Annotated in this window: 19 protein-coding genes; 1 reads left to right on the forward strand and 18 read right to left on the reverse strand. The window is 52.3% G+C overall.

The features are described 5' to 3' along the window. Nucleotides 1-3 precede the first annotated feature (3 nt). The 6 genes from CHH67_RS11685 to lacZ all read right to left on the reverse strand — a co-directional run bounded on the left by CHH67_RS11685 (nt 4) and on the right by lacZ (nt 8,774). Nucleotides 4-846 (reverse strand): sugar ABC transporter permease, encoded by an 843-nt coding sequence (locus CHH67_RS11685; protein ID WP_095265365.1) that lies wholly within the window; start codon nt 844-846, stop codon nt 4-6. Beyond that, nucleotides 846-2,072, reverse strand: coding sequence for a carbohydrate ABC transporter permease (locus CHH67_RS11690; protein WP_095265366.1), 1,227 nt, complete (start codon nt 2,070-2,072; stop codon nt 846-848). Before CHH67_RS11690 ends, CHH67_RS11685 begins: the two co-directional genes overlap by 1 nt. 138 nt (nt 2,073-2,210) lie before the next feature. Further along, on the reverse strand, nt 2,211-3,515 hold the full coding sequence (locus CHH67_RS11695; RefSeq protein WP_244908169.1) for an extracellular solute-binding protein: 1,305 nt from the start codon (nt 3,513-3,515) through the stop codon (nt 2,211-2,213). Nucleotides 3,516-3,540: 25 nt separating this feature from the next. Further along, nucleotides 3,541-4,587: a LacI family DNA-binding transcriptional regulator gene (locus CHH67_RS11700; RefSeq protein ID WP_095265367.1), complete on the reverse strand. Its 1,047-nt coding sequence runs from the start codon at nt 4,585-4,587 to the stop codon at nt 3,541-3,543. Nucleotides 4,588-4,771: 184 nt separating this feature from the next. Next, complete coding sequence (locus CHH67_RS11705; RefSeq protein WP_095265368.1) at nt 4,772-5,491, reverse strand: YebC/PmpR family DNA-binding transcriptional regulator; 720 nt, start codon at nt 5,489-5,491, stop codon at nt 4,772-4,774. Between the two features lie 151 nt (nt 5,492-5,642). Next, nucleotides 5,643-8,774, reverse strand: coding sequence for a beta-galactosidase, LacZ type (lacZ, locus tag CHH67_RS11710; protein WP_095265369.1), 3,132 nt, complete (start codon nt 8,772-8,774; stop codon nt 5,643-5,645). A gap of 107 nt (nt 8,775-8,881) precedes the next feature. Between lacZ and CHH67_RS11715 the strand changes: the two genes are divergently transcribed. After that, on the forward strand, nt 8,882-9,706 hold the full coding sequence (locus CHH67_RS11715) for an AraC family transcriptional regulator (protein WP_095265370.1): 825 nt from the start codon (nt 8,882-8,884) through the stop codon (nt 9,704-9,706). Nucleotides 9,707-9,845: 139 nt separating this feature from the next. Here the strand turns inward: CHH67_RS11715 and cysI are convergent, their stop codons facing one another. The 12 genes from cysI to CHH67_RS11775 all read right to left on the reverse strand — a co-directional run bounded on the left by cysI (nt 9,846) and on the right by CHH67_RS11775 (nt 22,505). Beyond that, on the reverse strand, nt 9,846-11,567 hold the full coding sequence (gene cysI, locus CHH67_RS11720; protein ID WP_095265371.1) for an assimilatory sulfite reductase (NADPH) hemoprotein subunit: 1,722 nt from the start codon (nt 11,565-11,567) through the stop codon (nt 9,846-9,848). A gap of 35 nt (nt 11,568-11,602) precedes the next feature. Beyond that, the gene (locus tag CHH67_RS11725) at nt 11,603-13,441 is read right to left on the reverse strand and encodes an assimilatory sulfite reductase (NADPH) flavoprotein subunit (protein WP_095265372.1); all 1,839 of its coding nucleotides are present in this window, start codon (nt 13,439-13,441) and stop codon (nt 11,603-11,605) included. Between the two features lie 238 nt (nt 13,442-13,679). Further along, nucleotides 13,680-14,339, reverse strand: coding sequence for a bacillithiol biosynthesis deacetylase BshB2 (bshB2, locus tag CHH67_RS11730; protein WP_095265373.1), 660 nt, complete (start codon nt 14,337-14,339; stop codon nt 13,680-13,682). A gap of 19 nt (nt 14,340-14,358) precedes the next feature. Beyond that, on the reverse strand, nt 14,359-14,703 hold the full coding sequence (locus tag CHH67_RS11735; protein ID WP_095265374.1) for a YojF family protein: 345 nt from the start codon (nt 14,701-14,703) through the stop codon (nt 14,359-14,361). A gap of 298 nt (nt 14,704-15,001) precedes the next feature. Beyond that, nucleotides 15,002-16,087, reverse strand: coding sequence for a Gfo/Idh/MocA family protein (locus CHH67_RS11740; protein WP_095265375.1), 1,086 nt, complete (start codon nt 16,085-16,087; stop codon nt 15,002-15,004). A 15-nt stretch (nt 16,088-16,102) separates the two neighbouring features. After that, complete coding sequence (locus CHH67_RS11745) at nt 16,103-17,047, reverse strand: AraC family transcriptional regulator (RefSeq protein ID WP_095265376.1); 945 nt, start codon at nt 17,045-17,047, stop codon at nt 16,103-16,105. Between the two features lie 32 nt (nt 17,048-17,079). Further along, nucleotides 17,080-18,081 carry a Gfo/Idh/MocA family protein gene (locus CHH67_RS11750; RefSeq protein ID WP_095265377.1) on the reverse strand — a complete coding sequence of 334 codons (1,002 nt, stop codon included), beginning with the start codon at nt 18,079-18,081 and terminating at the stop codon, nt 17,080-17,082. A 273-nt stretch (nt 18,082-18,354) separates the two neighbouring features. After that, the gene (locus CHH67_RS11755) at nt 18,355-18,879 is read right to left on the reverse strand and encodes a YfiT family bacillithiol transferase (RefSeq protein ID WP_095265378.1); all 525 of its coding nucleotides are present in this window, start codon (nt 18,877-18,879) and stop codon (nt 18,355-18,357) included. Between the two features lie 102 nt (nt 18,880-18,981). After that, nucleotides 18,982-19,614: a DedA family protein gene (locus CHH67_RS11760; protein WP_095265379.1), complete on the reverse strand. Its 633-nt coding sequence runs from the start codon at nt 19,612-19,614 to the stop codon at nt 18,982-18,984. Nucleotides 19,615-19,653: 39 nt separating this feature from the next. Continuing rightward, entirely contained in the window at nt 19,654-20,874 is a 1,221-nt protein-coding gene (locus CHH67_RS11765; protein ID WP_095265380.1) for an MGDG synthase family glycosyltransferase, read from the reverse strand. 93 nt (nt 20,875-20,967) lie between these two features. After that, nucleotides 20,968-21,588: a YqaA family protein gene (locus CHH67_RS11770; RefSeq protein ID WP_095265381.1), complete on the reverse strand. Its 621-nt coding sequence runs from the start codon at nt 21,586-21,588 to the stop codon at nt 20,968-20,970. A 269-nt stretch (nt 21,589-21,857) separates the two neighbouring features. After that, nucleotides 21,858-22,505, reverse strand: a complete 648-nt coding sequence (locus CHH67_RS11775) for an HAD family hydrolase (protein WP_095265382.1) — start codon at nt 22,503-22,505, stop codon at nt 21,858-21,860. Nucleotides 22,506-22,526: the final 21 nt, after the last annotated feature.

The raw sequence follows: 22,526 nt of genomic DNA on the forward strand, positions 1-22,526 counted from the left end.
GCACTACCCTTTAGTTCCGCCCTCGGCCAGACCTGTAATCAGATACCGCTGCAGGAACAAGAACACGACGGCAATCGGCACCGCAATCAGAATCGCCCCGGCCGAGAAACGGGTGAAATTGTTGGCAAACTTGTCGTTAATAAAGTTAAACAGGCCAAGCGCCAGCGTGAACTTCTCTGGACTTCGCAGAATGATGCGCGGCAGCAGAAAATCCATAAACGGCGCCATGAAGTTGAACAGCGCTACAACCGCCAGGATCGGCTTGGCCAAAGGCGTCAAGATTTGAAAGAAAATCCGGAAATGGCCGGCGCCATCAATTTTGGCCGATTCATCGAGATCCCTCGGAATCGTATCCAGATAGCCTTTGACAAGAAAGGCATTCATCGGAAGTCCGCCGCCAATATATATGATAACCAGTCCCCAAAGCGAATCGAGCAGCCCCACCACGTTCAGCAGCAAATAAATCGCCACCATTCCCATCAGCACCGGGAACATCTGAAGCAGCAGGAACGAATAAATGCCGTATTTACGCCCAATGAAGTCATACCGGGAGAAGGCGTAAGCGACAAACGAGACGATGATAACCGAAGCGGCGGATGTGACAGACGCCACGAGCAGCGTGTTTTTGTACCACAGCAAATAATCGCTCTGCGGATTCGTGAACAGCCATTCATAGTGCGTTGTTGACCACCGCTCCGGCACGAGACTGGAGCTGAACATGCTCGTTCCCGGATTTAGCGAGATGCTTAACGTCCACAGCAGCGGATACGAAATGACCACAAACATAATCAGCACGACCGCATAAATCAGCGTTAATTCCAATCGGTTCTTGAGCTTCCGGTTCATCAAAACATCTTCTCCTCTCGGAACGATCGGCTGCGGCTGAATTGGAAAAATGCAAAGATCGCAACGACCAGGCCCATAATGATGGAGATCGCGGCAGCCATTTTGTAGTTGTTGTTCTCGAAAGTGAGCTTATACACCCACGAGATCAGGATGTCCGTACCGCCTGCCGTCTGGTTTCGAACCGGAGGACCGCCCTCGTTAAACAGATAGATGATGTTGAAATTGTTGAAATTGCCCGCGTACTGCATGATGAGCAGCGGCGCGGTGGCGTACAGCACATGCGGCAGTGTAATATGGCGGAATTTGTTCCAACGGCTGCCGCCGTCCACGTCGGCCGCTTCGTACCAGTCATTGGAGATGCTCTGCAGCACCCCGCTGAACAATGCGAATACAAACGGGAAGCCGAGCCATACCTGAATCATGATGATGGTGACTTTCGCCCACACCGGGTCTGACATCCACGGAATCTGCACGCCAAACGGCGCCAGCAGCTCCCGATTAATCGCGCCGAAGTCGTCATTGAACATTGCGGCAAAGATCAGGATCGTGACAAAAGACGGCACCGCCCACGGCAGGATGAAAATGGTGCGGATCAGCCGCTTGAATTTGACGCGGGCATCGTTGACCATCACCGCCAGCAGCAGCGCAACTACGATTTGCAGTGTTGTGGCCACAAACGTCCACACCACAGTCCAGGACAGAACGGACAGCAGGCTGGAGCGCCAGATCGGCTCTGTGAACAATGTGGTGAAGTTGTCGAAGCCTACCCAATCCAGCAGCTTGGCTGGCGGTGAATTGTACAGATTGTAATTCGTAAAGGCCAGGCTGATCATGAACAGTAGAGGAAAGACCACCACGAACACCAGAATGAAAAAGCCCGGCAGCACCATGTAATAAGGGAAGCCGCGATCCCATACCGCATGGAAGCTCTCCTTCATGCTTGGAATCGCATATCCGCTGCGCAGTTTCTGTCCGTCCCGGTATGCGTCCACCAAATTGTAAGCATAGAACAAAAGCAGGAACACAACCAGAATGACGGACAACAGTCCCTGCACAAGCAGCGCGCGGGAGTCATCGACCATCGGGATCGTGCCCAGCGTGTATATCCCCCAAAATCCAATGTTCAGAAAATCATACAGCGCAATCAAAAGCGCTGCCGATAACAGAAAGAACAGACTCCCCTTTATAAATCTCCGGTTGTACAGCTGCCCTATGCCGGGGATGATGGATAGCGCCGCAGCGAGAGCCGGACGATGCTGTTATTGTTGTACTAAGTTTGCTGTCAAGCAGGTTCACCTTCTTTGGACATCGGCCTATAAAATTTGGATCTTCCCGAGCCGTGTTTGTTCTCAGTCATCATGCATTTATTCTGCTCCCGCCATTTTGATTTTGTCCTGGATCTGCACCACGGCTTCATCCAGCACTGTCTGTGCATCCTCGCCTTCCGCAGCAAATTTAAGCGCGTTGGCCATCGGATCCCATACATGGGTCAGCTCCGCAACATTCGGAAACGGAATGCCATATTGAATTTGCTCCGAGAACCCGGCAACAAGTGGATTATCAACCAACACCGGATCGTTCAGCACATCCAGATGTGCCGGAATTTCGCCCGCTTGTTCATACCAGGTCATGGACGACGATGCATTGGTCAGAAATTCAGCGAGATCCGTAGCCCACTCCGGATGCTGGGAATAAGCCGACAGCATCCAGCCTTTGACCCCGATGAACGATTGCGGATGCGTCCCGTCTTCCATAAGCGGAAGCGCAGCTACCGCAAGGTGGTCGCCAAGCTGCTCCTTATGGTCGGTGATCGCCCACGGCCCGTTAATAACGGCCGCAACCTTGCCCTCATTGAACAGGCCGCCAACGATATCGCCGTTCACGCCTTTAGGCAGATAGTTCTTTTGGAACCAGCTTTGAATGAGGCTGACACCCTTGACCGTTCCCTCTTGATTGAGTCCGATGTCCGTAATATCAAAGCCGCCGTCTTTTTCGCCAAAAATGTAACCCCCGCTGCCGCCCATGAAGGCCCACGAATAATAAAAATTGGTCGCATCGTATAAGAAACCGTATTCATCCTTGGCCGCATCCGTCTGCTGCTCCGCAATCCGCTCGAGGTCCGCAATCGTCTTGGGCGCTTCCGGCATCAGTTCCTTGTTGTACAGAAGCGCATAGGTCTCTACAACAAAAGGCAAACCATACAAATTCCCGTCATAGCTAAGCGCTTCCAAAGTCTCCGGCGTGAACTGCGCGAGATGTGCTTCCGAGGCCTTCATCGGCTGCACCAGCCCTTGGACGGACAGGCTGCCGATGCCCGGCTGGTAGAATAAGTCCGGCCCCTTGCCAGAAGGCCCGTCAAGCGACAGCGTTTGCGGCTGATCGTTCATCGCGATCGGTGTGATTTTCACCGCAATCCCGCTCTGTTCTGTATATTTGTCTGTAATCGCTTGCAATACTGCGAGTTTTTCCGCATTATCATCAGCCCAGATCGTCAGCTCTGCCGGCTTCGGCGCCTCGGTGTCATCCGAAGGAGACGTTCCTGGCGTTTCCGCGGACACCCCTTCGCTCGCGGGTCCTGGTTCTACGTCTCTCTGCGGCCCGCATGCCGTCAACATCACAATCAAAACGATACATAAGACCCCAATGAATCCTTTGTTTTTGATAATCACCTAAATTCCTCCCATGTCGAAATCGTTATTGTCTATCGGTTAAATGCGCCTTTGTTGTTGTGTCCCGAACCAGCAGTTCGACAGGCAACACCACCTTTCGAGAAGTTGAGCACTTGTTGTCCATCAGTTCCATCAGCAGCTTGACCGCCACCCGCCCTTTCTGGACGATATTCTGCGATACGGTGGTCAACGCCGGAAGCGTATAGCCGGACATGAACAAATTATCAAATCCGACCAAAGACACTTGTTCGGGCACCCGCCATCCCATATCCTTGATCCCCTTCATCAAGCCCAATGCAGCGATGTCGGACATCGAGAAGATCGCGCTGACATCGTTGTGATTGGCCAGCCACGCCGCTGCGTGATAACCGCCTTGCACGGAGGTTGGCAAGCGGATCATCAAGCCGGGATCGTAAGGCAAGCCTGCTTCATCAAGCGCCTTCCGGTAGCCGCGCCAGCGCTGCTGAAGAACCGCATAACGACGCAGCTGATCCATCGGAATATCGCCAATCAGCAAAGCAATCCGGCGATGTCCCAGTGCAAGCAGATGCTTGGTCGCTGCATATCCCCCGTACTGATCATCCACACATACCTGACATAGTCTGGGATCGTTCAGATAGCTGTCAATGTATACACAAGGAATATCCAATGTGCGGAATAAAGCGTCTTCTCCCCGATGATCCGTGATCCCGACCACAAGCAGCCCATCCAGCTGACGCTGCTTCACAAAATCAAGCGTCTCCTCCGGCATGCCCATGCTTACCAAAATCATATGGAATCCGTGATCACGGGCGATTTCCTCGGCTCCCGCCAACAAATCCCAGTAGAACGGATTATCCTGGATTCGCCCCGGCTTTGTCGTCTGAACGACAAGCCCGATTAGACGAGACTGATTCGTCTTCAAATGGCGAGCCAACAAATTGGGAGCATAGCCTAACTGTTCAATCGCTTGTTGAACGCGCTTCATGGTTGTCTTCGATACGCGCCCCTTGCCGTTGACTACATTGGAAACGGTTGCAATAGATACGTTGGCCGCCTTAGCTACGTCGTGTAATATAACATCATGCTTCATAATCGCTCCTGTCCAAATTGTTAAACGTTTAACCTCCTTTCGTTTATATTGGTTAAACCTTTAACCAGAGGGTATCATGCATTCCTTCTGGTCGTCAAGACATTTTCATGAATAGGTAACAATAAAAAAACTCACTCTCTGTATCAGCAACGGATACAAAAAAGCGAGTTTTCCAGTAATCTTATTAATCTTCAAATTCCACGTTATGATAGACCTGCTGGACGTCTTCGAGGTCTTCCAACGCATCAATCAGCTTCTCGAACTGGGCCTGGCTCTCCTCCGGCAGCGTAACATAGTTCTGCGGCAGCATCGTCAGCTCGGCGACGGTAAATTCCGTAACGCCCGCTTCCTTGAACGCCTCCTGTACGGCATGGAATTGATCCGGCTCAGCGTATACGATGACCGCGTCGTCCTCTTCCAGGACGTCACGTACATCCACATCCCCCTCGAGCAGCAGTTCAATCACTTCATCTGATGTTTTACCCTCGATACCGATAACCGCTGTCGGGTCGAACATATACGAAACGGAGCCGCTAACGCCCATGTTGCCGTTGTTTTTGTTAAACGCCGCACGTACCGCAGACGCGGTGCGGTTCACATTGTTCGTGAGTGCATCTACAATGAGCATTGACCCGTTAGGCCCAAAGCCCTCATAACGCAGCTCCTCATATTTCTCATCGCCGCTGCCCTTTGCCTTCTCCAGTGCACGGTCGATGATCGCCTTCGGAACATTGTACGTTTTGGCGCGCTCCAATACAACCTTCAGCGCACGGTTGGACTCAGGGTCCGGCTCACCCTTCTTGGCTGCAACATAAATCTCTACGCCGAATTTGGCATATACTCGGCTGGTGTTAGCATCCTTGGATGCTTTCTTTTCCTTAATATTATTCCATTTACGGCCCATACTTTTCCGCTCTCTTTCGTCTTTGAATCTGGTGCAGGTATCATAGAATACCTTCGTTCATTATAGCTCTAATAGAGAACTTGAACAAGGCAAGCGATAGAGAATGGTATGGGCAATAACATTCATCACTTCCTCACCCCTATCCCTGTACCTACAGGCCGACAGGTCGCAAGGTAAATGCCAGCATATATTCACGATTCGCGTACAGAATATGCTCTGGATGCGGCTTGGCCCCCCAGCTGTCATCGCCGCCTACGCCCATTTGCTTGGCCATGACCCGGATAACGGTTTTGTCCGAAGCTCGCAGCTTGTAGGCATGGTCGCTGGCCTCTATTTCCAGCGGGGTATACGGCAGCGCACTAAATTCGAACTTCGAGCGGCCTTCAATGGCGAGGCCTGCCCCGGACCGGCTCTTCACTTGTGCCCACCGCACTTCGGTTTTGTTCCCGCATTCTTGCGGGCGAAGGTAAGGCGCCCATTGGTCCTTCACGAGACCTGCATATCTTCCGATTTTCGCCCCGCTGTTTCGGTCGGAATAATTCTCAAACGGCCCCTTGCCATACCACTCAATATGGTCAAAGGCATGTTCCATGGCGAACATCAAGCCCACTTCCGGAATCTCCGGCAGCCCTTCGCCGGGCGTGAGTCCCATCTGCACATCCATACTTCCATCGCCCTGCACGATATACTGCAATGTACTAATAGACTCGGGCTCGGTCGGCAGTGCGTAGCGTACCGTAACCTCCACCGCAGCTGGAGCCTCACGGTAAGAGAACTCCAGCAATCTCCGCTCCAGACTGGCCGTCCTCCAAATTCCGCTGCGCTGCTCCAGATGATTCCCGCGGTCATTGTCCACCAGGGCTCGCCAGAAGTTCGGACGCAGCGGTTCAGCGATCAGCTCGGAACCAGCGCTTATGTAGGAAATCAATTCCCCTGAACGGAAATCAAAAACAACCGTAAACGCCTGTCCCGCTACAGTAAGCCGATTCTCTTGCCTTTCCACTTGTACCGGCTGCCCGTGGGAAATGACATTCACCTCAGGCTGCTGCACCACTGGAAGCACAAATTGTCCAAAAGCGATCTCATGACCCTTATCAGCCCAGCTCGTGCTGTCTTTCAGCACTAGCCCGAATGTGGCAATGTACTCCACCCCGGCAGCACCAGCGGCTGCGATTTCCAGCAGGTTCGAGACATCTACCTTGACAGTCTCCCCCGGCGCAGCCTGGACAGATCCTCTTCCCGCCTTGACCTGCTCCCCGTTTGCCATCACATTCCAGACAAAATCAAATGCGGCAAGATCCGTAAATAAGTACTTATTTGTCATGATCAAGCGGCCTTCCGGCAGCTCGCTGCCGTCAAACCGGACGCTTTGGTAGCATTTTTTCACTTCCGCGATTTTCGGAGACACAGTTCGATCCGCAAAGATGAGGCCGTTGCCGCAGAAGGTGCCGTCATGCGGCGACTCGCCGAAATCACCGCCATAAGCCAGATACGCCTCGCCCTCTTCGTTGCGGGTCAGGATCGCCTGATCGATCCAATCCCAGATGAATCCACCCTGAAGGACAGGATACCGGTCGAAGAGCTCCCAATAGGCGCTTAACCCGCCGCAGGAATTGCCCATGGCATGGCTGTACTCGCACAGTATGAACGGTTTCTGCGGATCATTCCTGACATATCGCTCAATGTCATCAATCCTCGTATACATTTGACTTTCGATATCGGATGCCGCCTCCGACGGGCGATAATGGAACACACCCTCATAATGTACAATGCGGGACGGATCTGTATCTTTAAAGTAACGATGCATGTGCAGGAAATTGTCCCCGCCAAAGGATTCATTGCCGAGGGACCAGATCACGATCGATGGATGGTTCTTATCCCGCTCATACATCGATTTCGAACGATCCAGCACGTTGTCCAGCCATTCCGGCTTGCTCCCGGGAATCGCACCCTCCTCCTCTTTCTGCCCGTAGCGCCAAGTTCCGTGGGTTTCAAGATTCACCTCGTCTATGACATATAACCCATATTCATCACATAGCTCATACCATTTGGGATGATTCGGATAATGAGAGGTCCGGACAGCATTAATGTTATGCGCCTTCATCAGCTGGATATCCTTCAGCATCTCATCGATCCCGATCGCGCGCCCCTTCACCGGGGAGAACTCATGACGGTTGACACCCTTAAATTCGATTGCTTTCCCGTTGATCTTCATCAGCCCATCCTGAATTTCAAAGCGACGGAACCCCACTTTGCAGCTTACGTATTGGACGGTCTTATTCTTCTCATTACTCAAACCGACCACCAGCGTATACAAGCTCGGATCTTCCGCGCTCCACTGTCTTGGGGAATCAACCAAACCCGACAGCGTGATCATCTTCACCGGATCGGAGCCGAATTCCACCTGTTCGAGCGGAGCACGGCTCCATACTTGCTGTCGATGCTCGTCATACAGCTGCATGTCCACCGCTATGGCCCCCTGATCCTGTTCACTGTAATTATGGATTCGTATCGTGACGCTCAAGGAACCATGTTTATAGTTGCCATCCAGCTCTGGAAGCGCTTTAAAATCGTAGATGTGAGCATCGGGAGCCGTGTACAGGTATACATCCCGGAATATTCCGCTCAATCGCCAGAAATCCTGATCCTCCAGCCAGCTCGCATCGCTCCAGCGGTAAACCTCTACAGCGAGCTTGTTCTCACCCTTCACCAAGTAGGGGGTCAGATCGAACTCGGCTGGCGTAAAGGAATCCTCACTGTATCCCACCAATTCCCCGTTCAGCCAAACATAGAAGGCCGATTCCACCCCTTGGAAACTAATATAAACAGGCTGGTCGCTCCAGCTGTCGGGAACCGCAAACGAGCGGATGTAAGAACCGACCGGATTATACTTCGTTGGCGCATAAGGCGGCTGTAAATCCTCCTGCTCAATCCACGGATAGCGAACATTCGTATACTGGGGGTAATCGTAGCCTTGAAGCTGCCAATGTCCGGGGACCGCGATCTCATTCCAGTTCGAAGCATCATAGTCTCGCGCATAGAAATGCTTGATCCGCTTCTCTGGATTTTCCGCCCAGGCAAACTTCCATACGCCGTTCAAGCTCATGTAGCTCCGGGAATCTTCCAGTCTCCCTTCGAGCGCTTCCTCCACACTGTCATAGGAAATGAATGTGGCATGGGCATCCATGCGATTCAACTGGAAAACTTCAGGATTATTATTCCACTCGGGATATCCGTTAGCGGGCGGGCTGTATTTCCATTTCGTTTTCCCCAAATCCGTCACTCCATTTCTGTTATAATTATATTCACATTATAAAGTGACAGCTTCCTTGTTATCTATTAAACGATATTCATCATCATTTAAATATTTGAAATCGAGGTGCTGCGTATATGGACATTATCCATCTCTGTCATCTGAGCGAGTCAGACTTGCACCTGCCCGTATATCTGACGTCGGCAGGACAATGGAACCATCAGGACCCTGTTCACCGCCCTGACGGATTCGCTTCTTATCAATGGCTGATGATCCTGTCGGGCGAAGGCGCTGTACATGTGGATGAACGCATTTATTCCGCTAAAGCAGGACAGGCGATCTGCCTGTTCCCGAATGTTCCGCATCGTTATCACGCGATCCAGGAGCCTTGGAAACTGATGTTCATATCGATGGAAGGCAGCCTTTGTCCTACGCTGCTCGCCCAAGCAGGCATTATGAAGTCAGGGGTGTACAACATTCTGAATGCTGACAAGATGCAGGCAGACCTGGCTAACATCATTACCGGGGCGGGTTCGAATGACAATCATACCAACCTGGAATGCTCCAAGCTGCTGTATAGCCTGCTGCTGGATATCCCTTCGCATATTCATGCCACCCAGCATACCAGGCATCAGCATTTCGAGCGGCTACAGCCCGTCACGCGGTACATTAAGGAACACTGCCACCAGCCGTTAACCATCCAGCTGTTGGCGGAACAAGCCGGAATTACGCCTCAATATCTATGTCTCCTGTTCAAAAAAGCGTTTAATATAAGACCGATGGAATACGTCAATCGCGAGCGCATTCAATTCAGTAAGGAGCTTATGGTGTTAGAGCCGCAGCTCCAAATTCAAGAGATTGCCAGCAGGTCCGGATTTGAGCATACCAGCTATTATTGTACGGTATTCAAACGATTGGAGGGGATCTCCCCTGAAAAATTCAAGAAATCACACAGCTATTAGTCTAGTCCGATCACTCTGAATCCTTCGCACCGCGAACGCATCAAGCGAAAAAAACACCCTCAAGCCGTGTTCATGTCTCGCATGACATGAGAGCACTTGCTTGAAGGTGTAGAAGAAAACCTATGCGTATTTTTCCGAATTATGAATGAAATTGCCGGCCGTCCAGCACCTCTTGCACATAGCCAGCCCGGATGACAAAATCCCCGAAATGCTCGCCTTCGTGCCGATCTTTAGCATAATGGGCAATGATCGCGCGCAGGGAATCCACAATCTCCGTTTCCCCGATGTTCTCTTTATACAGCTTATTCAAGCGGTTGCCTGAGAAACCGCCGCCCAGGTACATATTGTATTTCCCCGGCGCCTTGCCGATGAAGGCAATCTCGGCCAGCATGGGTCTGGCGCAGCCGTTCGGGCAGCCGGTCATTCGGATGACGATATCTTCCTCACGCAGACCGTTCTCCTCCAGAATTTGCTCGATTTTGTCAAGAAGCGAAGGCAAATAGCGCTCCGACTCGGCCATGGCCAGCCCGCATGTAGGCAGGGCAACGCATGCCATCGAATTTCTTCGCAAAGCGGAATCATTCGCTCCATCGGTCAGACCGAATTTCTGGATCAGCTCCATCACTTTTTTCTTCTTGTGGCTTGTAATATTGGCGATAACCAAGTTCTGATTGGCCGTCAGCCGGAAGTCGCCGGTATGAATGCCTGCAATTTCACGAAGTCCGGTCATTAGCGGATAGTCAGGCTCATCCTTGATCCGTCCATTCTGGATGAAGAGTGTGAAATGCCATTTGCCGTTGCTTCCCTTCACCCAGCCATACCGGTCCCCGTTATGATCGAACTGAAACGGCCGTGCCTCCTCCAGCTTGTAGCCGAGGCGGCTGCTGAGCTCATTCACAAACCAGTCGATGCCCCGGTCATCGATCGTATATTTGAAGCGGGCGTGCTTCCGCACGGCACGATCCCCGTAATCGCGCTGGATCATCACCGTTTTCTCCGCCACTTCAATCGTCTGCTCCGGTGTGCAGAAGCCGATCACCTTCCCGACCTGCGGATAGGTTAACGGGTCGCCATGGGTCATCCCCATGCCGCCGCCAACCGTGACATTGAACCCTTTCAGCTGCCCGCCTTCGATGACCGCAATGAATCCGAGATCCTGAGAGAACACATCCACATCATTGGACGGCGGGACAGCTACCCCGATTTTGAATTTCCGAGGCAGATAGACCGGTCCGTAGATCGGTTCTTGCTCCTCATTGTCACGGCTGTCCAGCACCTTCTCGCCATCCAGCCATATTTCGTGATAAGCTCTCGTACGCGGATCAAGATGATCGCTGATCTTGCGAGCCCATTCATACACTTCGCCATGAATCTCCGATTGATACGGATTCGGGTTGCACATCACGTTCCGGTTCACGTCACCGCAAGCGGCAAGCGTGGATAGCAGCGATTCGTTGACCTCGCGGATCGTATCTTTCAGATTCCATTTCAGCACGCCATGAAGCTGGAAGGACTGCCGCGTCGTCAGCCGGATCGTGCCGTTGCCGTATTTCTGAGCAACGCGATCCATCATCAGCCACTGCTCTGGTGTCACAACACCGCCGGCAGCCCGCACGCGCAGCATGAACTGATAGGCAGGCTCCAGTTTCTGCTTCTGTCTCTCGTTACGCAGGTCCCGGTCATCCTGCATATAGCTGCCATGGAATTTCATCAACCGGTTGTCATCCTCCGGAATTGAACCGGTGATCGGGTCCTGCAGCGTCTCCTCCAGACTGCCCCGCAAATAGTTGCTTCGACGTTTAATATCCTCAACATCACTGTGAGGCGCGCTATTCGGTGAAACTAAATTATTATCTGACATTGCTCTGTACTCCTCTCGCGGCCTGGAATGATGATTTAATATACATCCCGCTGATAACGTTTCTGCTGCTGCATCAGGCTTACATACTCCGCCGCTTTCTCCGGGCTCATTCCGCCCTCCCGCTCAATGATAGCAGTTAGTGCGGCATGCACGTCGTGGGCCATTCTCTTTTCATCGCCGCATACATAGACATAAGCCCCTTCTTCCAGCCACTGATACAGCTCCTTGCTCTTCTCCAGCATCCGGTGCTGAACATATACCTTCTTGTCGGTATCCCGTGAGAAAGCAACATCCATGCGTGTCAGCACGCCATCCTTCAGCCAGCGCTGCCATTCAATCTGATACAGGAAATCCGTTGAGAAATGCTGATCTCCATAGAAGAGCCAGTTCTTCCCTTGCGCGCCGCTCTCCTCCCGCTCGCCGACAAATGCCCGGAACGGAGCCACTCCTGTCCCCGGCCCGATCATAATAATCGGCGTGTCCGGGTTAGCTGGCAGCTTGAAGTTCGAATTATGCTGCACGAATACCGGCAGCTTGTCGCCGATCTGCGCCCGCTCGGCGAGCTGGACGGAGCAGACGCCGTAACGGTTGCGGCCATGCGCCTCATATCGTACTGTACGGACAGTCAAATGCACTTCATCCGGATAAGCGGACGGACTGCTTGCAATCGAATAGAGACGGGCCGGAATTTTGCGCAGCGTGGTAACAAACTCCGATGCAGCGATTCCTTTCAGCCCGTAATCCTCAACCAGGTCAAGCAGATCCCGCTCCTGGATATAAGCTCGCAGCTCCGCTTCACGTCCGGCCGACAGAAGCTCCTGCAGACCGCTGTTTCCTGTCAGCTTCGCCACCTGCTCGATGAGCGGCTTGGTAAGCACCGTAATCTCATAATGACGAAGAAGCGCTTCACGAAGCGGACGCTCGGTTCCATTCTTGTCCGTGGCAACCGCTTCTTCCCCTCTCCAGTCCATCGCCGTGATCAGATCTTCTACAAGCTGCGGATGATTCTCCGGATAAACTCCCAGGCTGTCCCCTGGCTCATACTGCAGATTGGAGCCTTCCAGCGACAGCTCGAGATGTCGGGTTTCGCGTTCGGAACCGCGGCCGTTCAGATTCAAATTCTCCAGAATCTCCGCCTGAAACGGATGGCTTCTGGAATACTCCGATTCTGCCGACGCACTCAGGGATGCAGCGCTGATAGCGGTTGGCGCTGCTGTTCCCGGCGCTGCCGTAAGCTCTGTCAGCGATTGAAGCACGCGGTTGATCCATTCGGCAGCCGGCTCGTCAAAGTCCACATCACAATCGACGCGAGGCGTAAGCCGCTTGCCGCCCAGCTCTTCCAGCCGTTTGTCAAAGTCCTTGCCGGTTTGACAGAAAAATTCATAGGATGTATCTCCCAGCGCCAGAACGGAATACGCCAGATGATCCAGCTTCGGCGCCCGCTTGCTGTGCAGAAATTCATAGAATGAAATCGCATTGTCCGGCGGCTCCCCTTCGCCATGCGTACTGACAAGCAAGAGCAGATTTTCTACTTTTTTCAGGGCGTTCGTTTTGAAGTCACTCATTGAAGACAGCGTCACCTGAAAGCCTTGCTCTTCCAGCTGCTTCGATAATTTCTTGGCCAGTCCATGGCAATTTCCGGTCTGGGAACCGAACAACACCGTCACATCTTTAGAAACAGCAGGAGCCACAGGGGCCGGGCTGATCTGCGATGTTGGCACAGCCACCGTCGCGATCCCTGCAGCCGTTCCTTGCAGGGCAGTGATATAGCCGCACAGCCAGGTGCGCTGAGCCTCAGTCAGCGTAGGCAGCAGCCGATTCAGCAGCTCCACCTGCTCCTGATTAAAAGGGCTGTTCGTTACTTGAAGTTCCAACAGTATCCACCTCACGTAGTAAGCATAATTAATTCCAAGTAATACGATACACTTTATAATATTGCTCTCTTGAACCTATCATAGCTGGAGAAATCGGTCAATTCGAATGTTTTTATAGCTTTTATCAGTTCTGCTGATAAATAGAGCAGGCCTGAAAAAAGGAGCTGTTTCCGGCAAACATCTGCCAGAGACAACTCCTTCCACATCCCACAATAATAGAGATGATTGTATTGCAATGTTAATCTTCAAATGAATAAGTCCAGAAGCGCTCAGTTCCAAAGCGACGAACAATTTCTTGCTGCTGCAGCTTCTTCGGCCCGAGCAGTTCGGCAGCCTGGAACTGGGACTTATGAGCCTGGATCGACTGCATCTTTTGCTCCAAAAATGATTTGACATCCACCAGCACATCCGGTTTCCCGAGCTCTTCCTCACAGTTGTTGGAGAAGGCGATGCCGTATACGGTCGGTCTCCGGTCTTTCGGCAAGCGCTGAATCGTCCGGACGACCGCCGCGCCGGTAGCATCATGGTCCGGATGCACGCTATAGCCTGGATAGAATGTAACGACCAAGGAGGGCTTAATCTCCTCCAGCAGCGAATGAATGACGCCATCGAGCTTGTCTTGATCTTCAAACTCGATCGTTTTGTCGTGAAAGCCGAGCATTCGCAGATCCTGAATGCCGATCGCCCGGCATGACGCTTCCAGCTCCGCCTTGCGGATGGTCGGCAGCGTAACCCGATTCGCAAACGGCGGCACGCCCATGTTGCGGCCCATTTCTCCCAAGGTCAGGCAGGCGTATGTCACCTTCGCCCCTTCGCTTACGTATTTAGCCAACGTTCCCGACAACCCGAACGCTTCATCATCCGGGTGGGGCAGAACTACCAATATATTTTGTGTCATGATTTCATCTCCTCTTTACTCAGAAAGGCTCCCGGCTAAGTTGCAGGGCGACTACGAGCTTGCCTTGGGTATCGTGACCGGCCATGATCAGCCTTTCCTTGTCGTTCTGCTCATAATGTGTAAGTCCCTCTGCATAGATCCATCCCTTCTCCATCTTCAGACCGACTCGGTACGGACCGTTGCCGGAAATGGAGCCGTGGGCGTAGCGGATCACGGCGTTGGTGATGAAGTTGGCGGCCGGATGCTTGCTGCTGTCATAATGGGCTGCATAAGCGCCAGTGGTCATCTCCAGATGCACATATACATCCTGATTTTTAAGTTTATCAATCATCTGTTGGACGTCGTCCACATGAATAATCTCCATAAGTCCCCTCCGTATATCATGAGCTGATTGCCATCAGACTTGCCGCCGGGCATCCGCACAACTAAACAGTGCAAGGACTAAAAAGCCATACAGCGGACCGGCAACACCTTCGACTAGAACAAGCCCATTCGTAATGCTAAGTATCCTTATCTTAGTATCGGCAATTGCAGGACGAATGTCAACGCAACCTTGCGTACACTACTATATAAGCTGCATCTTGTGCAACATGAAAAAGCGCCTCTGCAAGATCAACGATCTTGCAGAGGCGCACCCTTGGATGCCTTGCATGTATGCAATATTACAGTTCCGGAATTTCGATCTCCACTTCCTTCTTCGCCAGCGAGGAACGCAGAATGCCGTCCAGTATCGCCTGATTCCGCAAAATTTGCTCGCCCGGAATCGGGGCGGGCTTTCCTTCGCGCACCGCGTCCACAAAATCCTTGATCTTCTCTTCGAATACGTTCACCTGATGCTGAATGAGCGGAATTCCGCTTTCCGTATGGTGGCCCTGGATGTCATGGAACAGGGAAATGGAGCCCACTCTTCCATCCCAAACACCGCTCCAAGGCCCCGTCCCGGCCGGCGTGATCTTCATACCGGCGTCCGTACCGAGAAACATCGTTGCGCCCAGCGTATCCATATGCATCGCCCAGGCTGTTTTGAAGTTGAGCACCAGATCCCCTTCAAATCGGATGATGGCAACGCCGAAATCTTCCACATCAAATGCACTGGCTTCTTTATGATATTTCGGATTCGTACCAAAATAATTGGAAGTGTAAGCCGATACGGTCAGCGGCTTAGGGTAGCCTAGCGCATTCAGCGCCAGATCAAGCGAGTAGCAGCCGATATCCGCCATAGCGCCTGCACCGGCAATTTCCTGGCGAACGAACGTGCCGCCCGGCATGCCGCGGCGGCGTCCGCCCCCGGTTTCGACGTAGTATACTTTTCCAAGCTCACCGTTCTGGATCAGCTGCTGGATGATGCCCATGTTCGGGTCATAGCGCGGCTGAAAACCGACGTTCAGCATTTTGCCGGTCTGCTTGGAGACCTGCACCATCTCAATCGCCTCGTCCAGCGTGACAGACATCGGCTTCTCCAGCATGACATGCTTGCCGGCAGACAGCGCATCCTTCGTTGTCGTGTAGTGAGCGACGTTCGGCGTACAGATGCTGACCCCATCCAGATCCAGTTCCAGCAGCTTGCGATGATCGTCAAAGCCTACCGTTCCTTCCAGGCCCCAGCGCTCAATGAACTGTTCCGCCCGGCCCGGCATAATATCAGCGACCCCTACAATTTCAACTTCTTCAATCTTTTTGTAGTGCTTGACATGCTCTCCGGCAATACCGCCGCTTCCAATAATTCCAATACGAATTGTCTTGCCCATCTCTATGGTTTCCTCCTATGCTCTGGCATTCATTTTTCGGTAGGTGGACGGTGTGAATCCATACCGCTTGCGGAAGACCGTATGCAAATAGCTTCCACTTGAAAAGCCTTCATGCAGCGCAATCTTGTCAATCGGCCAGTTCGTCTCCACAAGTCGGCGGCATACGGCTTCAAGGCGCACATTCTCCAGCACTTCGCTGAAGGAATGGCCCCCGGCCTGTTCCTTAAATATTCGCTGCAGCTGTCTGGAGCTGATATGCAGCTTCTCTGCAACATCCTCAAGCACGACCTCGCCCGAAGAATTGGCATGGATATATTCCAACGCCAATTGATACCGGTATGCCTTCATATCCCGGGAAGGCAGCTCAGCCTCCATCGGCTCCGATGCATAGGCGCGCACAGCACGGAGCAGTATTTGAATGATGCAGTGCTTGATCGTGGTGTACAGACCGGCGAATTTATGCTGGGAGGCCTGATAGGCCTCAAGGAAATAGGGCATCGCCCGATGCGTATCCATCGTCGGCTTCAGCGGAAGCGAACCCAGCTGTTCCATGCAATCCTTCGCTTCGGATGCCTCCCACGGATCAACAAGCGGCAGCCCCTTCCCCTGATCCGTCTCCTGCTCGGCCAGATTAATAATGTCAACATGCAGACATAATTCTTCCATCGGTTCCTTCAGGTCCGCCTCCTGATAGTGCAAGACATTCGGACCGGTCAGGTAGAACATGCCTTCCCGCAGGGCATAGGGCTCATCCTCGATAATTACCGTGCCTTTGCCCCGGGGGATGAAATGAAATTCAAATTCGGCATGCTTATGAAACGATACGATCTTCCCTGGAGGAAAGGTCGTCAGATGAAACCGGAGGACACGGATTTCATATTGGCCCCAATGCACCCGCAAATCCAAACGCTCCAGCGCATCCTGACGCTCCTGCATTACCTCATAAGGAAAATTGTTCATGCAGTAACCATCCTTATCTAAATGAAAAGCTGTTAACCCTTTAGTTCATCCAGGCGGACATTCCGATGTCCGCTCGCGGAAAGGTTGGCGGCCTCCATCAGCTTGGTCAGCTCGACGGCATGCGCGATATTCTCTTCCGCTACTGTATTATCCTGAATATGAGCGATCCATTGCTCAAATGCGCTCAGACGGTTGTCCGGAACCGGCAGCTCTACCCAGCTGCTGCTGTACTCCTCTTTCTCCGATGTGCGAATCAACAGCTTGCTGTCCGGCGTACCGTACAGGATAGTTCCCTTCGTACCATGAATCTCAATAGCGAACGGAGAGAAGTTGTTCACGAATCCCGCTTCGACAATACCTACCGCGCCGGATGCCGTAGTGAGCGTAGCAACCGCGTTGTCCTCTACTTCCTTACCGGTCACGTAACCGAAAGAAGCGTTCACCTCAACAGGGGATTCACCCAGGAACAGACGCGTCAGATACATCGGATGACAACCGAGATCGATCAGCGCGCCCCCGCCGCATTCCGCCAGTCCGAAGAAATGCTCCGGCAGCCATCCGGCTGTAGCGCCGTTGTGAGACAAGCGCGAGCGAACAAGCGTCACCTTGCCAAGCAGTCCTTCCTTCAGAATATCCTGAATGGCCAGTGTATAACCGTCGTTCAGTCTCGGCAGTGAAACCGTCAGCTTCACCTGGTTTTTCTGTACGGCTTCTATAATTTCATTAACCTCAGCCAGCGTCGGAGCGATCACTTTCTCTGTGAAAATATGTTTGCCTGCATTCGCAGCCTTCACCATCACTTCACGGTGCATCGATGTCGGCGCATCCACGATCACCCCGTCGATATCTTCACGGGCCAGCATTTCGTCTAGCGATTCAAAGAAAGGAACGCCCTGCTTATCCGCAGCTTCCTTGCCGCGCGCCGGGTTCTCATCCCATACCGCCACGATTTGCGCATCCGGATGTGCCTCCGCCTGCTTCGTATAATCCCATGCATGAACATGCCAATAACTAATCTTTCCGATTCTAATCATTACAGTCACCTCAGTATTCAATATTAAGACATCTTGCCCTTAATCTATCACACGAATAACTGATTTTACAGTATAACATTGCGACAGATTTATTAGATATGGCGACAATAGGATTCAGAACAAGCTAGAAAGCCTTATAGAATCAGGCATGTTACTTGGGCTTGCACAGGATAAACCAAGCCGGAAAACGGGCAAGTCCAGCCTCCGTTCCCCGGCCCTAGATTTCAGATTATGGCTTGATATGCAGGACAGACGAAATGGTAGATCCAGACTCTAAATGCCCAGCCGATTGCGAAGAGAAGCGATATGCGCGATATGATGATTGCCATGCCAGGCGTACATGCCGGTTGTATAATCCAGCGTGACAGCTTGCTCTGTCTCCGGGTGATAGAAGGTTCGTTTGAAATCGTCGTCGGACATCGAGTGAAGCATCGTCACCCATCGCTGATGAATCCCTTCCATTAGCGCCAGGGACGTGCCGATCTCCCCGGTCCTGGAATCCGGAAGTTCAGCCCACTTCTGCTCCAGATACGGCTTAATGACCGGCTGATCCTCCGTCAGCGCCAATTTAAAACGAATGTACGCATTCATATGGCTGTCTGCCATATGATGGACAACCTGACGAACGGTCCAGCCGCCTTCCCGGTACGGGGTATCCAGCAGCTCCGGGCTCAAACCGGCGACAGTTGCCGCAAGCTTGGCCGGCGTATCCTCAATTTCGCGAATCCATATTTGCCTTTGGGATGCCGTAATCTCGCCATTCACCCGAAATGTACCAATCGGATATCTTACATCCATTGTGGACAGCTCCTTTGCACCTCTTGTTATCCATGATCTGGTGTACACGCTGTACTCTTATTCTATTATATCGCTCGCCCTTTTTGAACCATGTATCCGGTGCTATCCGCCCGCAGCCTCGGATTTTTTCTTGCGCTTCTGCTTTCGCAGCCGATTGTGCAGAAACAAGGCGACGAGCAAGAAAGCGATGGCGATAAAGAACGCCTTCAGATAAAATTCAATCAGATTCAATATGTACTGCCACTGCTCCCCGAAAATGTAACCGAGACCGAAAAAAAATGCGACCCATGACAGGACGCCCGCATATCCGTATAGCATAACCGTGCGGTATGGCACTCGGATGATCCCGATAAAGTAGCCGATAAACTGCCTCACACCCGGGATAAAAAAACTGATAAGCAGCAGCTTGTTGCCGTACTTATCGTAGTAAAGCTGCGTCTTCTGGATAAGGGACGGCTTCAGGAACAGCCATTTGCCATAGCGCTCAATGAGCGGCATGCCCAGCTTATACCCTAACAAATAAGTGACCGTCAGCCCGGCGACTGCCCCGAACACGGCGCTGAGAAACGCGGGTGCAGGACCCATAATCCCTTTATAAGCCAAGAAACCGGTATAGGTTAACGTGCTGTTTCCCGGCGGGATAGGAAGTGCAATAAAATCTAGCGGGAGCCCGATCAAGAGCACCAGATAACCGTACTGCTCGAACAGACCTTCCACCACTTCGAACAAATTCATTCCGGATAAACCCCTTCTATTCAAGACCAGCTGTCTCTGTTAATGGTTCATATATTGGCTGGAATAAGCCTCCCTGTTTAACGCTTCATAGCTCGGCGCAACGGCTCCCGTCCATTGTGCGGACCGCCGGAAACTATGCTGGATCGCCAGCAACCGTCTCAATACGGACAGTGCGGATTCCTTATGTGTAAAGACTGCCGCTTTCCTCTCCATATCACCCAGCGCCCTCGGATTCATAATCAATCGGAGCAACTGCTGCTGCAGCTCTCCTTCCATCGCCTGCCGCGCTACGCCAATGCCGACCAAGTAATCGGCATTGTCCTGCTCCTGACCGGGCAGCGGCTTGAACAGCAGCATCGGGCGCTCCATCGTCAGCGCCTCCGACACGGTCAATCCGCCCGCCTTCGTCACGATCAGATCGGCTACGGCCATCAGCTCGTGCATGCGATCCACATAGCCCATAATCCGGGTCTGCGGATGCTCCCCAAGCTCCTCCTGGAGCAAATGATACAGCTTCACATTGCGCCCGCATATGATGATGAACCGGATATCAGGCGAATAGGCACCTGAATTGATCAGCTCGGTAACCTCTTTATCGATCATGCCCTCGCCCCCGCCCATGATCAGAACGACCCGATGGCGGGAAGTCAGCCCATATTGACGGCGAAGCGCGTGCCGATTAACAGGCTGGCTGAATACGGGATGGACCGGTATGCCGGTCACCGATATTTTGGAAGCCGGGATGCCTTTGTTCAGCAGTGCCTTCTGCACCACCTCAGAGCCGACCATATAGTGATCGGTATGCGAATGAATCCAGTAGCTATGATCCGTATGATCCGTAATGACCGTCGCGGTCGGCACCGAGGTCAGCCCCATCGCTTTCAGCATCGCAACGGCCGCGGCAGCCGGCGGGAAAGTGCTTACGATCACCGCAGGCTTCACCTCTTCGAGCAAGTCGCTGATTTTGTGCACATTAAAGGAAGAGAGGCGTCTCAGCAGCTGTATCAGTCCGCTGTCATCACGCGTCTTTTGAAACAAATAACCGTACACGGAAGGGAAGTGCTTCATCCATTGGACAAAAAAGTATTGGCCTGCCGTATGCAGCTTCGGGTGCGTCAGTTCCATATAATCGACGACTTTAACGCTGAGATGAGGGTAATTTCTTTTGGCTGACTCCACAATGGCCTTCGATGCCTGGTTATGTCCCTCTCCCAGACTTCCGGTCAATATTAAAATATCGTGCTCATTCATGGATTTCATAAATAACTCCTTATCCAACGTTATAATATTTCTTAATTTGCACCGAACCAAAATTCCACAAGCCGTCTTGAATGGCGCTTATCCCGGCACAATTTATTCGCCTGCCGAAACATCCGCACCTACGGCCGTTTCCTGCACACCCTTAGCTTCAGCTCCCGTACGTTTCTGTCTGTGCTTCTTCACCAGCCGCACCGTGAACCATATGCCCCCGATCAATACACCAAGCCCCAGCATAATGAAGGTCAGGACGTGATCGACCATATTCTCTGCTGCTCTTCCATATACGTAGAATAAACCGCCCACCGCATAAAATTTTGCCGCACGGCCGAGCGCCGCATAGGCAATCAGCTTCCACAGCGGGTATTTCAGACAGCCGGACAAAATGGTGAAAATTTTAAACGGGATCGGCGTAAACGCACCGACCAGGATCGCGGCCTCGCCATGCTTGGTAAACAGTGCGGTCGCAGAATCATGCCATTTCTTCTTCATCATCTTGCTCAGTACAAGCGTCCCCGACGCTCTGCCGATTCCATAGCCGATGGGCGTTCCGATAATACAGCCGATAAATCCGATGGTCGCCAGCCATATCGCCCGTTCCGGTGACAATGTGCTTAATGAAATCTGGGAGAACAAGGCCGGAATCGGGAAAATGATCGCATCGATCATCGCATGAATAAACAGTCCAATATCCCCTAAATTACGTAGAAAATCCATCGGTTGGCAACCCCTCTTTGGCAGTTCCTTCTGTCCTCTATTTGACCCATCCCCCACTGTTCCTCTCTTTTGTCCGTCATCACTAATGCAAGGATACCATGACATCAAGAGCATGGCTTCCGACTTCGGACGATAATCATCCTGGACTTAGGTCTAGCTGTCAACCCGCCTCATATGCATAAACGAGCAATAGAGCAATTAAGTTTGAAATTGGTTCTAACCAAAATACAGCTCGGTCTCATTCGCAGGACCAAGCTGTACATGCCTCATCATATAAAATTGAGAATAGCGCCAACCTCGCTTACCGATTTCACGATATGGTCAGCCTGGGACAAGTCCTGGTTGCCGGAATTCGGGTTGACGAACCCGATGCACGTCATCCCGGCAGCCTTCGCGGCAGCCACACCGTGACGTGCATCCTCCAGCACCATGCAGTGCTGAGGCTCTACCCCGAGCAGCTCCGCCGCCTTCAGATATACATCCGGCGCTGGCTTGCCCTTCTCCACCTCTTCTCCGCTGACAACGGCATCAAAATGATCCTGAAGGCCAAACTTGCGCAGCACAGCCTCAATAAATACCGGCGGTGACGATGACGCAATCGCGGCGGGAATTCCGTTTGCCTTCAGCGCATCCAGCAGCTCGCGAATCCCCTCGATCGGCTCCATCTCCTTGGAGGTAAGAATGCTAATTTTGTTTGATAATTGATATTCAATAATTTCCGATACCGATTGCGTCAACCGGTATTCATCCTTAATGGAAGCCCACATCTCGGGATTGGTCATGCCCACGTATTGCTCCAGCTTTTCGCGGGTAATGCTGGTCCCAAAATCATTCATCACCTGGATGTCCACCTCAAAATGCAGCGGTTCGCTGTCAATAATGACCCCGTCCATATCAAAAATAAAAGCTTTCAGCATAGTTAATCTCTCCCTCTCTCC

This window comes from Paenibacillus campinasensis, from assembly GCF_002272015.1.
Lineage (GTDB): Bacteria > Bacillota > Bacilli > Paenibacillales > Paenibacillaceae > Paenibacillus_AQ > Paenibacillus_AQ campinasensis.